Annotated in this window: 15 protein-coding genes; 12 read left to right on the plus strand and 3 right to left on the minus strand. The window is 64.4% G+C overall.

The window, feature by feature from the left end:
• Nucleotides 1–164: 164 nt before the first annotated feature.
• The gene (locus IVB50_RS10080; protein ID WP_018459783.1) at nt 165–719 is read right to left on the minus strand and encodes a fasciclin domain-containing protein; all 555 of its coding nucleotides are present in this window, start codon (nt 717–719) and stop codon (nt 165–167) included.
• Nucleotides 720–1,019: 300 nt separating this feature from the next.
• Nucleotides 1,020–1,781, minus strand: coding sequence for an SDR family NAD(P)-dependent oxidoreductase (locus IVB50_RS10085; RefSeq protein WP_018459782.1), 762 nt, complete (start codon nt 1,779–1,781; stop codon nt 1,020–1,022).
• 110 nt (nt 1,782–1,891) lie between these two features.
• Between IVB50_RS10085 and IVB50_RS10090 the strand changes: the two genes are divergently transcribed.
• On the plus strand, nt 1,892–3,421 hold the full coding sequence (locus IVB50_RS10090; protein ID WP_018459781.1) for a malonyl-CoA synthase: 1,530 nt from the start codon (nt 1,892–1,894) through the stop codon (nt 3,419–3,421).
• A gap of 28 nt (nt 3,422–3,449) precedes the next feature.
• Nucleotides 3,450–3,959 (plus strand): hypothetical protein, encoded by a 510-nt coding sequence (locus IVB50_RS10095; RefSeq protein WP_204512880.1) that lies wholly within the window; start codon nt 3,450–3,452, stop codon nt 3,957–3,959.
• On the opposite strand, the gene IVB50_RS10100 is transcribed toward IVB50_RS10095, so the two are convergent.
• A complete protein-coding gene (locus IVB50_RS10100) occupies nt 3,956–4,816 on the minus strand; it encodes a sulfite exporter TauE/SafE family protein (RefSeq protein WP_018459779.1) in 861 nt (286 codons plus the stop codon). The genes IVB50_RS10095 and IVB50_RS10100 overlap by 4 nt on opposite strands.
• Before the next feature lie 522 nt (nt 4,817–5,338).
• On the opposite strand from IVB50_RS10100, the gene sdhC reads away from it, so the two are divergent.
• From sdhC to IVB50_RS10150, 10 genes are all read left to right on the plus strand, one after another.
• Nucleotides 5,339–5,737 carry a succinate dehydrogenase, cytochrome b556 subunit gene (gene sdhC, locus IVB50_RS10105; protein WP_018459778.1) on the plus strand — a complete coding sequence of 133 codons (399 nt, stop codon included), beginning with the start codon at nt 5,339–5,341 and terminating at the stop codon, nt 5,735–5,737.
• The gene (gene sdhD / locus IVB50_RS10110) at nt 5,734–6,150 is read left to right on the plus strand and encodes a succinate dehydrogenase, hydrophobic membrane anchor protein (RefSeq protein WP_007598776.1); all 417 of its coding nucleotides are present in this window, start codon (nt 5,734–5,736) and stop codon (nt 6,148–6,150) included. The genes sdhC and sdhD overlap by 4 nt, the downstream gene beginning before the upstream one ends.
• A gap of 4 nt (nt 6,151–6,154) precedes the next feature.
• Nucleotides 6,155–7,990 carry a succinate dehydrogenase flavoprotein subunit gene (gene sdhA, locus IVB50_RS10115; protein WP_018459777.1) on the plus strand — a complete coding sequence of 612 codons (1,836 nt, stop codon included), beginning with the start codon at nt 6,155–6,157 and terminating at the stop codon, nt 7,988–7,990.
• Between the two features lie 42 nt (nt 7,991–8,032).
• On the plus strand, nt 8,033–8,815 hold the full coding sequence (locus IVB50_RS10120; protein ID WP_018459776.1) for a succinate dehydrogenase iron-sulfur subunit: 783 nt from the start codon (nt 8,033–8,035) through the stop codon (nt 8,813–8,815).
• A 189-nt stretch (nt 8,816–9,004) separates the two neighbouring features.
• On the plus strand, nt 9,005–11,176 hold the full coding sequence (locus IVB50_RS10125) for a hybrid sensor histidine kinase/response regulator (protein WP_247295784.1): 2,172 nt from the start codon (nt 9,005–9,007) through the stop codon (nt 11,174–11,176).
• A gap of 53 nt (nt 11,177–11,229) precedes the next feature.
• Nucleotides 11,230–13,185, plus strand: coding sequence for an ABC transporter ATP-binding protein/permease (locus tag IVB50_RS10130; protein ID WP_026233875.1), 1,956 nt, complete (start codon nt 11,230–11,232; stop codon nt 13,183–13,185).
• A 127-nt stretch (nt 13,186–13,312) separates the two neighbouring features.
• Entirely contained in the window at nt 13,313–14,137 is an 825-nt protein-coding gene (locus tag IVB50_RS10135; RefSeq protein WP_018459774.1) for an FkbM family methyltransferase, read from the plus strand.
• A gap of 22 nt (nt 14,138–14,159) precedes the next feature.
• On the plus strand, nt 14,160–14,546 hold the full coding sequence (locus tag IVB50_RS10140; RefSeq protein WP_007598770.1) for a VOC family protein: 387 nt from the start codon (nt 14,160–14,162) through the stop codon (nt 14,544–14,546).
• Between the two features lie 72 nt (nt 14,547–14,618).
• Nucleotides 14,619–15,104 carry a pyridoxamine 5'-phosphate oxidase family protein gene (locus tag IVB50_RS10145; RefSeq protein ID WP_018459773.1) on the plus strand — a complete coding sequence of 162 codons (486 nt, stop codon included), beginning with the start codon at nt 14,619–14,621 and terminating at the stop codon, nt 15,102–15,104.
• Nucleotides 15,104–15,346 carry a hypothetical protein gene (locus IVB50_RS10150; protein ID WP_018459772.1) on the plus strand — a complete coding sequence of 81 codons (243 nt, stop codon included), beginning with the start codon at nt 15,104–15,106 and terminating at the stop codon, nt 15,344–15,346. Before IVB50_RS10145 ends, IVB50_RS10150 begins: the two co-directional genes overlap by 1 nt.
• The last annotated feature ends 15 nt before the right edge of the window (nt 15,347–15,361 follow it).

Consider the following 15,361-nt stretch of genomic DNA (forward strand, 5'->3'; position numbering starts at 1 on the left):
TCGTCTGACAGCAATTATACGCCGATGCTTCCGCTTTCGTTACGCCCTGTTCGGCATCGAATCCATGTCGGCTGGCTATCGTGGTCACAATAAAGCGAGCCGGGTACCCCCGGCTCGCCATTTCGTCGCATCCGGTTCGGGGATGAAGCCGGACGGCGCGGTGTTTACGTCGCCGGCATCAGCACGGTGTCGACCACATGGATTACACCGTTCGACTGGTTGACATTGGAGATCGTCACCATCGAGGTACCGCCCTTGGCGTCGAGGATCCAGACCTTGCCGTCCTGCTTCTTCACCGTCAGCTCCTCGCCTTCGGCGGTCTTCATCTTCTTGCCGTCGGTGAGGTCGGACGCCTCGAGCTTGCCGGGCACGACATGGTAGGTGAGGATCTTGGTCAGCGTCGCCTTGTTCTCGGGCTTCACCAGAGTGTCGACGGTGCCGGCCGGCAGCTTGCCGAAGGCGGCGTTGGTCGGCGCGAACACCGTGAACGGACCCTTGCCTTCCAGCGTCGGCACCAGGCCGGCCGCCTTCACCGCCGCCACCAGCGTGGTGTGGTCCTTCGAGTTGACGGCGTTCTGGACGATGTTCTTGGACGGGAACATCGCGGCGCCGCCGACCATGACGGTCTTTTCCTCGGCGCGGGCGGGCGCGACGACGGTCGCGGTGATGGCCAGCGCGCTGAAGGCCGCAGCGGTGAGATAGGCAATACGCTTCGACATGGAGGGTCTCCCGATTGGATTGTGACCGGCGATTGCCGGCGTTCGAGTTGGGCAACAACAGTGGCTGCGACCTGCGAGTGTGAAGCAGCAGCGCCGTCGTTGGCTCGAACTACGGGAGCGTTTGCGAAGCGGTTTCGAACAAAACTTCTTTGTGATGGGTGAAACTAAGTGCGTGGTTCTCCGTGGGGGGCGTCATTGCGAGGAGCGAAGCGACGAAGCGATCCAGGCTGCCACCGCGGATGCACCGCTGGATTGCTTCGCTTCGCTCGCAATGACGCGCCTCGACGATCTACCTGCCGCTCAATCCCTGTTGTGCGGCGTCTGGATAAACCCGCGATTATGCGTCGGGCTGATCAGCAGTTCATTGATGCACACCCGCGCCGGCATGCTCGCGATGAACGCGATGGTGCGGCCGAGATCTTCGGATTGCAGCATCCTGGCCTGCTCCTCCTCGCTCGGTACCACCGGGCGCAGCTTCAGGATCGGGGTCGCCACCTCGCCCGGCATCAGGCAGCAGGCGCGCAAGCCGTTGACGCATTCGTCCATGTTGAAGGAATGCGTCAGCGCCAGCACCGCATGCTTGGTCGTGGTGTAGGCCGGGCCCGGCATTTTCGAGACGTGGCGGCCGGCCCAGGACGAGACGTTGATGATGGAGCCGTCCTGCTGCTTGCGCATCGTCGGCAGCACCGCGCGCATGCAATAGAGCACGCCGTTGAGATTGACCTGGACCAGCTGGTCCCAGCCCTCCAGTTCCATGTCCTTCCAGCTCCGCTTAGGGACATTGATGCCGGCATTGTTCACCAGCAGGTCGATCCGGCCGTGCTTCGCAACGATTTGATCAGCCGCCTTCTGGGCCGCGGCGGCGACCGACACGTCCAGCGCGATGGCCTCGGCGGCCCCGCCCGTCTGGGCGATCTTCGCGACCACGGTATCCAGGGCGTCCTTGCGCCGGCCCGAAACCACCACCGTCCAGCCGTCGGCCGCCAGCGCCTCGGCGCCGGCCTCCCCGATCCCGCTGCCCCCGCCTGTCACCCAGGCCACGCGTTTCCCGTTTTTGGTCATGCAAACTGTCTCCGTTGCTTCATCGGGGCGGTTTTTGCTAATCCAGCCCTCGGTTTTGACCGGCCTCTGACGATCGTTGCGGTCAAGCCTTGCGGTCGAGGAAATCTTGCATGAACCAAGCTGCCAACGCCAATCTGTTTTCCCGCCTGTTCGACGGCCTCGACGATCCGAAGCGCCTCGCGATCGAGACGCATGACGGGGTCCGCATCAGCTATGGTGATCTGATCGCCCGGGCCGGACAGATGGCCAATGTGCTGGTCGCGCGCGGCGTGAAGCCCGGCGACCGCGTTGCGGTGCAGGTCGAGAAGTCCGTGACCAACATCGTGCTGTATTTGGCCACGGTGCGGGCCGGCGCAGTCTATCTGCCGCTCAACACCGCCTATACGCTCAACGAGCTCGACTACTTCATCGGCGATGCCGAGCCCTCGCTGGTGGTCTGCGATCCCGCCAAGGCGGAGGGCCTCGCCCCCATCGCCGCCAAGGTGAAGGCCAAAGTCGAGACGCTCGGGCCTGACGGCAAGGGCTCGCTGACGGACGCCGCCGACAAGACGAGCAGCGAATTCACCACGGTGGCGCGCGCAAACGACGATCTCGCCGCGATCCTCTACACGTCCGGCACCACCGGCCGCTCCAAGGGCGCGATGTTGACCCACGACAATCTGGCGTCGAACTCGCTCTCGCTCGTCGGCTTCTGGCGCTTCACCGACAAGGACGTGCTGATCCACGCACTGCCGATCTACCACACCCACGGCCTGTTCGTGGCGACCAACGTGACGCTGTTTGCGCGGGCATCGATGATCTTCCTGCCGAAGCTCGACCCGGATCTGATCATCAAGCTGATGGCGCGTGCCACGGTGCTGATGGGCGTGCCGACGTTCTATACCCGTCTGCTCCAGAACGCTGCGCTGTCGCGCGAAACCACAAAGCACATGCGGCTGTTCGTCTCGGGCTCGGCGCCGCTGCTCGCCGAAACCCATCGCGAATGGTCGGCGCGCACGGGGCACGCGGTGCTCGAGCGCTACGGCATGACCGAGACCAACATGAACACGTCGAATCCCTATGACGGCGAGCGCGTGCCCGGCGCGGTCGGCTTTCCGCTCCCCGGCGTGTCCGTACGCGTCACCGATCCCGAGACCGGCAAGGAGCTGCCCCGTGACGAAATCGGCATGATCGAGGTCAAGGGCCCGAACGTGTTCAAGGGCTATTGGCGCATGCCGGAGAAGACCAAGGCGGAATTCCGCGACGACGGCTTCTTCATCACCGGCGACCTCGGCAAGATCGACGCCAAGGGTTACGTCCATATTCTCGGCCGCGGCAAGGATCTCGTGATCTCCGGCGGCTTCAATGTCTACCCGAAGGAAATCGAGAGCGAGATCGACGCCATGCCCGGCGTGATCGAATCCGCCGTGATCGGCGTGCCCCACGCTGATTTCGGCGAGGGCGTCACGGCGGTGCTGGTCTGCAACAAGGGCGCCGATGTGACCGAGGCCGCGGTGCTGAAGGCGCTCGACGGCCGGCTGGCCAAGTTCAAGATGCCCAAGCGGGTCTTCGTGGTCGACGAGCTGCCGCGCAACACCATGGGCAAGGTGCAGAAGAACGTGCTGCGGGATACGTACAAGGATCTTTACGCGAAGAAATAGGGGCGCAACTGCTCCGGGCTGGGGGGACATGAACCGAGAGCAAGCTAAGAAGATACACAAGCACCTGCTCGATGCCGCCGCAGCATTCCGGCGAGCGGAGGCCGCGATCGTCGATGTTGGCGATGACGGCCGAAAGCTGTTTGCAGATCCGCTCGTAACGGCGGTTTTCCATTTGCAATTCAAGCTTCTGCGATTGATCTACAAGCGATTTCCGGATCTTGAACCGCCGGGACGGCCTGCCACCATCGACAGCACACTCCGGTGGGAAGACGTTTCACTTCCGTCCTCTGTGCTGGAGACCGATTTGGATCGCGTCATTTTCTCTGTCATGAAGTCGCGATGGCAGAAGTTCGCAATGGTCCTGTACTGCGCGGTTGAGAGGGTCGAAAAGGAAGAAGCGCTAGCGGCTCCCGTCGATTTTGAGGTCTTTGCGGCCCGCATTCAGGCGTTGGTTGAGGCCGACCTCCTGGAGGCGCAAGGCAATCTTCAAATGTGGGGCCACAGCGAAGTGAGATTGAAGGACCGGTCCGTCAATTAGTGCCCACCCACCAGGCTCATCACAAACCTGCTGCCGACGATGAACAGATAGCACCCGAACGCGACTTCCAGCGTCCGCTTCGACATTGCATGCGCAGCCTTCACACCGAGCGGTGCCGTCACAAGGCTCATTGGCATCACCAGGACCGCGCCGATCAGCGAGACGTAACCGAGCGCGAACGGGACCTGCAGGGCTGCAACGGCCGGGTAGCTCACCGCCGCAGGCCAACCGGCATAGATGTAGCCGAGCGCGCCGGGGATCGAGATCAAGACCGCGAGCGCCGACGATGTCGCCACTGCCTGGTGGATCGGGCGGCCGTAGAACGTCATCAGCAGGTTCGAGAACAGGCCACCGCCGATGCCCATCAACGTCGACAAAATGCCGACGCAGAAGCCGTAGATCCGCATCAAGGGGCCCTTCGGCAGATCATCGCCGAGCTTCCAGCTCTCGCGCGCGAAGATCAGCCGTACCGCGGCCGACCAAGCGACGGCGACGAACACGATCTTGAACAGTCGCTCCGGCGCGTAACGCGCGACCACGCTGCCGGCGACGACGCCGATCAGGATCGGCAGCCACCAGACCCGGAGGATCGCAAGATCGACGGCGCCGCGCCTGTAGTGCGCCTGGAACGAACGGATCGAGGTCGGAATGATGACAGCGAGCGAAGTGCCGATGCAGAGCGGCATGCGCACCTCGAGCGGCACACCGGCGATGCGGAAGCACTCGTAGAACACCGGCACCAGAATCGCGCCGCCGCCGATGCCGAACACGCCGGCCAAAAATCCGGAGAGCGCGCCGGTTGCGATCAGCAGCAGCGCGAGTTCGGCGATCTCCTTGATATCAAGTCCTGCAATCACCCCTGACCTGCCCCGGCGATGGGTCGCAACTTCTCCGATGCATCGCTCGGAAACGGCTGCCCGCAATGCTCTAGGCGATCTGATTTGTCGGGTCGACCGCCGCATCTCCGGTCCGGGGTGGGATGCGGACTGCGCATATCCGCCCGTCTCGCGAAAAATCGGCGCGCTTCGCGGAACTTGGAGATTGCTTGCCGACCATCCCTACCGGTTCGAACGTCATGAACTGACTGGCTCGAACCCTGGCCGGCCCGCAGCGGCTTGGAGCCGTTCCAATAGTAATTTCAATGCGTCTCGGGTCTCATTACAAGAGGTGAATTTATATTCTATCTTTAGCCGGTGCGCCACCCCTCTGGTATACCAAGTCTCCGATTGGCCTTGTTACATCAAGGGCCTAGAGCTGAACTCAAGTTCGGTTTATGGCGATTTGGTGATTGCGCAGGTGAAATCGACTCCGTAAATAGAGCCGACCTTTCGCGATCCCCGCGCGCCCCATGCTGGGCCGCAATAAAGCAATTGAAGCCCATGACCGCACGGATCGAACGACCGCTTTCGCCGCACATTCAGACCTACCGCTGGACCCTGACGATGGCGCTTTCCATCGTCCATCGCGCCACCGGAATTGCCCTCTACGCCGGAACGCTGCTGCTGGCCTGGTGGCTGATTGCGGCGGCCTCCGGCCCCGCCGCCTATAGCCACGTCCAAGCCTTCACCGGCAGCATCATCGGCCGCCTGATCGTGTTCGGCTACACCTGGGCGCTGATGCACCACATGCTCAGCGGCATCCGGCATTTCGTCTGGGACCTCGGCTACGGCTTCAAGGCCAATGAGCGCGAAGCGTTGACCTGGGGCGCCCTGATCGGCGGCATCGTGCTCACGGTCCTCATTTGGATCATCGCCTACGCGATCGGAGGCGGACGATGAGTTTCGACGAATCCCACGGCGCCCCGAAGGGCTCCTCCATGCGCACCCCGCTCGGCCGCGTGCGCAATCTCGGCGCGGCGCATTCGGGCACCTCCGATTTCTGGCGCCAGCGCATCACCGGCGTCGCCATGACGCTGCTGATGATCCCCGTGATCGTGATCGTGATGATGCTGCTCGGCCGCAACCAGGCCGGCGCCGCACAGATTCTCGGCTCGCTGCCGATCGCGGTGATCCTGCTGCTCTTCATCTTCGCCAGCGCCTGGCACATGAAGATCGGCATGCAGGTCGTGATCGAGGACTACATCCATAACGAGAAGCTGAAGCTCATCTCGATCATGCTCAACAACTTCTTCTCGTTCGCCGTGGCGCTCGCCTCGACCTACGCGATCCTGAAACTTTCCTCCGGAGTCTAAACCCATGGCCACAGAGACCAATGGCAAGGGCAACGGCGCTCCCGCCACCAACGGCAAAGCCTATCCGATCGAAGATCACACCTATGATGTCGTCGTGGTCGGCGCCGGCGGCGCAGGCCTGCGCGCCGTGGTCGGCTGCAGCGAAGCCGGTCTTCGTACCGCCTGCATCACCAAAGTGTTTCCGACCCGCTCGCACACCGTCGCGGCGCAGGGCGGCATCTCGGCGTCCCTCGGCAACATGCACAAGGACGACTGGCGCTGGCACATGTACGACACCGTGAAGGGGTCGGACTGGCTGGGCGACCAGGACGCGATCGAATACATGGTGCGCAACGCGCCCGAGGCGGTCTACGAGCTCGAGCATTGGGGCGTGCCGTTCTCGCGCACCGAAGACGGCAAGATCTACCAGCGCCCGTTCGGCGGCATGACCATGGACTACGGCAAGGGCCAGGCGCAGCGCACCTGCGCCGCCGCCGACCGCACCGGCCACGCCATGCTGCACACGATGTACGGCCAGTCGCTGCGTCACGCGGCCGAGTTCTTCATCGAGTTCTTTGCCATCGACCTGATCATGGACGACCAGGGCACCTGCCGCGGCGTTATCGCGCTCAAGCTCGATGACGGCACGCTGCACCGCTTCCGCGCCCAGACCGTGATCCTCGCCACCGGCGGCTATGGCCGCGCCTATGCATCCTGCACCTCGGCGCACACCTGCACCGGCGACGGCGGCGGCATGGTGCTGCGCGCCGGTCTGCCGATGCAGGACATGGAGTTCGTGCAGTTCCACCCGACCGGCATCTACGGTTCGGGCTGTCTCGTCACCGAAGGCGCGCGCGGCGAAGGCGGCTATCTCGTCAACTCCGAGGGCGAGCGCTTCATGGAGCGCTATGCGCCCTCCGCCAAGGATCTGGCCTCGCGTGACGTCGTCTCGCGCGCGATGACCATCGAGATTCGCGAAGGTCGCGGTGTCGGCAAGAAGAAGGACCACATCTTCCTTCATCTCGACCATCTCGATCCCGCGGTGCTGGCCGAACGCCTGCCGGGCATCTCGGAATCCGCAAAGATCTTCGCCAATGTCGACGTGACGCGCGAGCCGATCCCAATTGTGCCGACCGTGCATTACAACATGGGCGGCATCCCGACGAACTATCACGGCGAAGTCCTGACCAAGAAGGACGGCGACGACAACGCCATCATCCCCGGCCTGATGGCGATCGGCGAGGCCGCCTGCGTCTCCGTGCACGGCGCCAACCGCCTCGGCTCCAACTCGCTGATCGACCTCGTCGTGTTCGGACGCGCCGCGGCGCTGCGCCTCGCCGAGAAGCTCACGCCGAACGCCAGCCAGCCGGAATTGCCGGCGAATTCGTCCGACCTGGCGCTCGGCCGGCTCGACCACTACCGCTACGCCTCCGGCGGCACGCCGACCGCGAAGCTGCGCGAAGGCATGCAGCACGTGATGCAGAACAATTGCGCGGTGTTCCGCACCGGCGACATCCTGAGCGAAGGCCAGAACCTGATCGAGAAGGTCCATAGCGGCATCATCGACATCGCCGTATCCGACCGCTCGCTGGTGTGGAATTCCGACCTGATCGAGACGCTCGAATTCGACAATCTGATCTCGCAGGCGGTGGTGACGATGAACTCGGCCGCCAACCGCACCGAGAGCCGTGGCGCGCATGCCCGCGAGGACTTCTCCGAGCGCGACGACAAGAACTGGATGAAGCACACGCTGGCCTGGCTGGAAGATTCCGGCAAGGTCAAGATCGAGTACCGCCCCGTTCACGACTACACCATGACCAACGACGTCCAGTACATCCCGCCCAAAGCTCGCGTTTACTAAACGGCGCGCGTGTACTGAGCGAACAGCGAAAGCTTTATCGAAATGGTTGAATTCGCACTTCCGAAGAACTCCAAGATATCAGGCGGCAAGACCTGGCCGAAGCCCGCGGGCGCGACTGAGGTCCGTGAATTCCGCGTCTATCGCTGGAATCCGGACGACGGCAAGACTCCCAGCGTCGACACCTATTACGTCGACACCCATGATTGCGGGCCGATGGTGCTGGACGGCCTGATCTGGATCAAGAACAACATCGACCCGTCGCTGACCTTCCGCCGCTCCTGCCGCGAAGGCGTCTGCGGCTCCTGCGCGATGAACATCGACGGCCAGAACACCCTGGCCTGTACCCGCTCGATGCACGACGTGAAGGACGGCGCGGTGAAGATCAATCCGCTGCCGCACCAGCCTGTCGTGAAGGACCTCATCCCCGACCTCACCAATTTCTATGCACAATACGCTTCGGTCGAGCCGTGGCTAAAGACGACCTCGCCGACGCCGCAGAAGGAATGGAAGCAGAGCCACGAAGACCGCGAGAAGCTCGACGGCCTCTATGAATGCATCCTCTGCGCCTGCTGCTCGACCTCTTGCCCGAGCTATTGGTGGAACAGCGAGCGCTACCTCGGTCCCGCCGCGCTGCTCCAGGCCAACCGCTGGGTATCGGATTCGCGGGATGAGGCGACCGGCGAGCGGCTCGACAATCTCGAGGACCCGTTCCGCCTCTATCGCTGCCACACCATCATGAACTGCGCCAAGGCCTGCCCGAAGGGCCTCAACCCGGCGGAAGCCATCGCCGAGCTCAAGCTCAAGATGGTCGAGCGCCAGATCTAGGCGTCATTCATGCTGCGATCCCCGGCCGGAACGGCCGGGGCATTCTACGACGGGCAGGTGTTCGAGTAGATTTTGCCTGCACCCCTGCGCGCGCAAGCAGGCGGGTTGCAACCTCTGGTTCCCGCCACAAGCCGCTTCCTTCCCGGCGCGAAATTCAAGTAAGCTCTCCGGCGTGGGACCGGAGCGACCGTGCAGGGCGCACAACGCAATTCGCTGAGATTGCTGCAGTGGATGATGGCTGCGTCCCTGGCGCTGCCGATTGCGCTGTTCGCGATCGCCGCCTCGATCTCCTACACCTCGACGAAAGATATCGCCGACCGCGAGATCGAGCGCACCCTCGATGTCGCGCATGAGCATGCGCTCAAGGTGTTCGAGACCATCGACCGCAGCCTCGCCGAGATCAACGAGGTGGTGCGCGGCATGCCCGACGACATCATCCGCTCGCGCGAGCCGGCCCTGCACCGCCGCCTGAAGCAACTCTCCGATTCGCTGCCGCAGCTCAAATCGGCATGGATCTTCGATGCGGACGGAAAGTCGCTGGTCAACAGCCTGGCCTCGCCGCCGCCGGCGCAGAGCTTTGCGGACCGCGACTACTTTGCCGCCCATGTCGACCAGACCATCGGCAGCTACATCGGTGTTCCCCTGACGCCGCGCCAGCCCTATCAGGGCGCGCGCTTCTTCGGGGTCAGCCGCCGCCGCGGCTCCGACGACGGCAGCTTCATCGGCGTGATCCAGGCCTCTGTCCTCCCGGAATATTTCGAGAGCTTTTATGCCCGGATCGGCTCCGACCCTGGCAGCTTCCTCGCCATGGGACGCACCGACGGCGTGGTGCTGGCGCATCTTCCGCGGCTGGATCGCGACCTCAGGCTCGATCCTAACGGGCCGGTCGGCCGCAGCATCGCAGCTCACCCCGAGCATGGCCTCATCACCATTGCCTGGCCATGGGACGAGGTCGAGCGCCGCATCGGCTACCGACGCATCGCCGAATACCCGATCTATGTCAGCGCGGGGTTGGAGACCTCGGCGATCCGCGCGCGCTGGTTCGCCACCATGGGCCAGCATCTGGTGTTCGGCATTCCCGCCACCGCGCTGCTGTTTCTGCTGCTGGCGTTCGCGTTCCGGCGCACCCAGCATCTCCAGGCCGAGGCCGCCGCGCGGCGCGAAGCCGAGGAGGCGCTCAAGCACAGCCAGCGCCTTGAGGCGCTCGGCCAGCTCACCGGCGGCGTCGCGCACGACTTCAACAACCTCCTGACCGTGATTCGCGCCTCCGTTGACCTGCTGAACCGGCCGCAGCTGAGCGAGGAGCGGCGCCAGCGCTACATCACGGCCATCGCAGACGCGGTCGGGCGCGCAGCCAAGCTGACATCGCAGCTGCTCGCCTTCGCGCGCCGCCAGACCTTGAAGCCGGAGGTGTTCGACGTCGGCGCGCGGTTGCAGTCGCTGCACGACATGCTCGCGACGCTGCTCGGACCCGCGATCGAAATCGCGATGCGGCTGCCGGCCGAGCCCTGCCTCGTCAATGCCGATGCAAGCCAGTTCGAGACGGCGTTGATCAACATGGCGACCAATGCGCGCGATGCCATGCACGGCAAGGGCAGGATCGTCTTCAACGTCGAGGCCGCGGCGACCATTGCGGACACGCGGGCTCCCGTCTCGGGCAACCCTGATCTTTCAGGCGGCCGTGACCTTGCTGGCAAACACGGTTTCGTCGGCATTGCCGTCAGCGACACCGGCATCGGCATTCCGGCTACGCGGCTCGAGCGCATCTTCGAACCGTTCTTCACCACCAAGCAGATCGGCCACGGCACCGGTCTCGGCCTATCGCAGGTGTTCGGCTTCGCCCGGCAGTCCGGCGGCGAGGTGACAGTCACCAGCGAGGTCGGCCACGGCAGCACCTTCTCGCTCTACCTGCCGCGCGTGGCGCCGGATTTGCTGCCGCAGCGGCAGGCACCGAATACGGCCCCGGCCGTGGCCGGCAGCGGCATGTCGGTGCTGCTGGTCGAGGACAATATCGAACTCGCCAATTTCGCGGCCGACGGCCTCACCGAGCTCGGCTACAGCGTCACGCTGATCGACAACGCAACCGATGCACTCGCCGAGCTGGTCATGGATGCCGATCGCTTCGATGTCGTTTTCTCGGACATCGTGATGCCCGGCATGACCGGGCTCGATCTCGCGCAGGCGGTCCGCGACCGCGGCATCGGCGTGCCGGTCGTGCTGACCACCGGCTACAGCGAGGCGCTGTCCCAGGACGGCAAGGTCGATTTCGAGCTCGTGCAGAAGCCCTACGCGATCGATCAGCTATCGCGCGTGCTGCACCGGGTCGCGCGGCGCCGGGTGCGCGACGGCGCCGCCGAGTGAGCTGACGCCCGGAACCTACGGGAACCTTTTGATTTAGCTTGCGTTATCCGGCCATGCAAAAGCCGGTCAGAAAACGCGAATCGGGCAAGAAGCCGCCCATCGTCGAAATCATCGGCGAGACCGGCGGGGAAGTGGCTCCGCCGCCGCCCGAGCTGGTCGAGCCCGACCCGGAGCTGTCGCCTGAAGAGGCCGAGCAGGCCCGCAAGGACTATCTCCTCACCCGCTTCTGGATCAGCGCGCGCGGCTTCTGGGGCGGCAACGGCGACCGGCTTGCGTGGCTCTACTCCGTCGGCCTCGGCCTGTTGATCGTCCTCACCGTCGGCTTCCAATACGGCATCAATGTCTGGAATCGGGCGATCTTCGACGCGATCGAGAAGCGCGAGGCGTCCACCGTCTTCCATCTCACCGCGGTATTCTTCCCGCTCGCGATCGGCAGCATCGTGCTCGGCGTGGCACAAGTGTTCGCGCGCATGGGCATCCAGCGGCGCTGGCGGGCGTGGCTGACGGCAAGCGTGCTGACGCGCTGGCTTGGCAACGGCCGCTATTACCAGCTCAATCTCGTCAGCGGCGACCACAAGAATCCGGAATACCGGATCGCGGAGGATCTGCGCGTCGCGACCGATTCTCCGGTGGATTTTCTCGCCGGCGTGACGTCCGCGCTGCTGTCGGCCGTGACCTTCATCGTCGTGCTCTGGACGATCGGCGGCGCGCTCACCGTCACCCTTGCGGGATCGTCGGTGACCATTCCCGGCTTCCTGGTGATCGCCGCGATGCTCTATGCGGGAATCGCATCGGGCTCGATCCTGGTGATCGGCCGCCAATTCGTGCAGGTCTCCGAGGACAAGAACCAGGCTGAGGCCGATTTCCGCTACACGCTGACGCGCGTGCGCGAGAACGGCGAGAGCATCGCGCTGCTCGGCGGCGAGGAGGAGGAGCGCGACGGCATCGACCGCAATTTCACCAACGTGCTGCGGCAATGGGCGCGGCTCGCGGGTCAGCACATGCGCACCACGCTGGTGTCGCAGGGATCGAGCCTCGTTGCGCCGGTCGTGCCGCTTCTGCTGTGCGCGCCGAAATTCCTCGACGGCAGCATGACGCTGGGTCAGGTGATGCAGGCGGCTTCCGCCTTCACCATCGTGCAGAGCGCGTTCGGCTGGTTGGTCGACAATTATCCGCGGCTCGCCGACTGGAATGCCTGCGCTCGCCGCATCGCCTCGCTGATGATGTCGCTCGACGGCCTCGAGCGCGCCGAGCTGGGCGACGGCTTCGGCCGCATCAAGCGCGGCGAGACCAGCAATGACGCCATGCTGGAGCTGAAGGATCTCTCCGTCACGCTCGATGACGGCACCGCCGTGGTCGGCGAGACAGAGGTGGTGATCGAGCGTGGCGAGCGGCTGCTGGTGGCCGGCGAATCCGGCACCGGCAAGAGCACGCTGGTGCGCGCCATCGCCGGGCTCTGGCCATGGGGTGGCGGCAGCGTCAATTTCCATCCCGACCGGCGGCTGTTCATGCTGCCACAGCGACCCTACGTGCCGTCGGGCTCCTTGCGTCGTGCCGTCGCCTATCCCGGCGCGGAAGACGACTGGACGGTCGAGGAGATCGGCGAGGCCCTGCACAAGGTCGGCCTCGACCATCTCAAGGAGAAGATCGAGGAAGAAGCACCCTGGGACCAGACGCTGTCCGGCGGCGAGAAGCAGCGCCTCGCCTTCGCGCGGTTGTTGCTGCACAACCCGGATATCGTCGTGCTCGACGAGGCGACCTCGGCGCTCGACGAGAAGAGCCAGGACAAGATGATGAAGATGATCACCGACGAACTGCCGAAGGCCACCATCGTCAGCGTCGCGCATCGTGTCGAGCTGGAAGCCTTCCACAGCCGCAAGATCGTGCTGGAGCGCCGCAAGGGCGGCGCAAAACTCGTCAGCGATATCGACCTGATCCCGCGCAAGGGCAAGCGCAAGCTGCTCGGCCGCTTCCTGCGCCAGCGCAAGGCGCCGAAAAAGGCGGCGTGAGGGGCGGTCTCTTTTCTTCGTCGTCCCGGCGAAGGCCGGGACGACCCAGAGATTGTTGCCCGGATCGAGCGTTGGAGTCCCCGGCAAAACCGGCTATGCATGCGCCGCTTGCAACGAGGACTTTGACTTGGCGACCGATAATGCCCCTTCGTCCGCGCCGTTCGGCGCGTTTGCGCCGAACGCGGCGCAGGCCGCGATCATTCGCCTCGCGACACAATCGGGGCTGAAGCGCGGCGCGTTCCGGCCCTGGCTGTCGCGATTGGTGAACCTGCTGCGCGGTGGTCCCATCGACGTGCAATACCAGGGCGCATCGTTCCGCTTCTATCACCAGGGCAGCGCCACCGAGCGCGGCGCGCTGTTCAATCCCGATTACAATCTCGACGAGCTCGACTTCCTGCGCCAGCACACCCCGGAGGGCGGCGTGTTCGTCGACGTCGGCGCCAATGTCGGCACCTTCGCGCTGGTGATGGCGCGACAGGTCGGGCCATCAGGCAAAGTGATCGCCATCGAGCCGCATCCGATGACGTTTGGACGGCTGTCGTTCAACCAGGCCGCGTCGAAAGCGACGCAGGTGCGCCTGGTGCAGGCGGCCGCCGGCGACAGCGACGGCGAGCTGATGATCGAGAGCGGCGGCGACAATCTCGGTGCCACGCATGTCGTCACCGGCACGGCCAGCGCCGAGGCGATCAAGGTGCCCTCGCTGCGGTTGACGCGCATTCTCGGCGAGGCCGGCGTCACCAAGGTGGACGCGCTGAAGATCGACGTCGAGGGCTTCGAGGATCGCGTTTTGATCGGCTTCTTCCGCGACGCGCCGCAATTGCTATGGCCGCGCGCGGTGGTAATCGAGCATTTGTCGCAAAAGGAATGGCGGGACGATTGTATCGCCGACATGGTCGCGCGCGGTTTCGTGGTTGCGCGCAAGACGCGGAGCAATACGTTCCTGTCGCGCTGACGACGAACAACGGATGTTACGAATGATCGACCATATGGGCTTCCCGGTCTCCGACTATGAGCGCGCCAAGGCGTTCTACGCCAAGGCATTGGCGCCGCTCGGCTACAGCCTGATCATGGAGGTCACGCAGGAGCAGACCGGACACGATCCAGCCGCCGGCTTCGGCGCCGACGGCAAGCCGGATTTCTGGATCGGCGGCGAGGGCGCGCTGAACAAGCCGGTGCATGTCGCGATTCTGGCGAAGGACCGCGCCACGGTGGACGCGTTCTACAAGGCGGCGATTGCAGCGGGCGGGCGCGACAACGGGCCGCCGGGCATCCGGGCGCATTACCATCCGACCTATTACGGCGCCTTCGTGCTCGACCCTGATGGACACAACATCGAGGCGGTTTGCCACGCGCCGGAATAGATAAGTTCCATCCTTCGGCCGGAACCTCGTTCCGCGCGCGCCGTTGTCGTCCCTTGCAAGAAGGAGCACGACATGGCCAACGACAATGCCCGCGACGTCGACCGCGTATGGGATCTGATGAAGACGATCGGATTCGCGATGCTGGTGACGCGCGATGGCGACAAGCTCCGCGCGCGGCCGATGAGCGCCTATCTCGACCGCAACGCGAACACGATTTATTTCCTCACCGACGCGCGGCGTCACAAGGACGAGGAGATCGCGCGCAATCCGTCCATCAACCTGTCGTTCGCAGATGCCGGCAGCCAGAAATACGTGTCGCTGACGGGCACCGCAATGATCTCCAATGACCGTGCCAAGATCAAGGAGCTGTTCTCGACGCCGGCCAAGGCGTGGTGGGACTCTGCGGAAGATCCGAACATCCGCGTGCTCAAGGTCACGCCTGACGATGCCGAGTTCTGGGACTCGCCCGGCACCGTGATTTCCTATGTGAAGATGGCGGCCGCGGCGGTGACGAACACGCGCCCCGATCTCGGCGACAACCGCAAGGTCTCTATGTAATGCCGATCGAGCCGCCCGAGATACCGCCGTCGACGCCCGGTACGCCCACCGAACCGCCGCCGGGGATTCCGCCGAGCAATCCGCAGCCTGAAATCGCACCGCCGGTGCGCGAGCCCGGCTCGCCAGCGCCGCCCGACGAATTGCCGGGCCGCATGCCTGAAGAGATTCCATCACGCGGACCGAACGGACCGCTCACGCCGAATCCCGCGACGGATGCAAGTCCGCCGCGGGATCGCGCATGAGGCGACGCATCAGAT

It is taken from the genome of Bradyrhizobium sp. 87, from assembly GCF_023073015.1.
Taxonomy (GTDB): Bacteria; Pseudomonadota; Alphaproteobacteria; order Rhizobiales; family Xanthobacteraceae; genus Bradyrhizobium; species Bradyrhizobium canariense_D.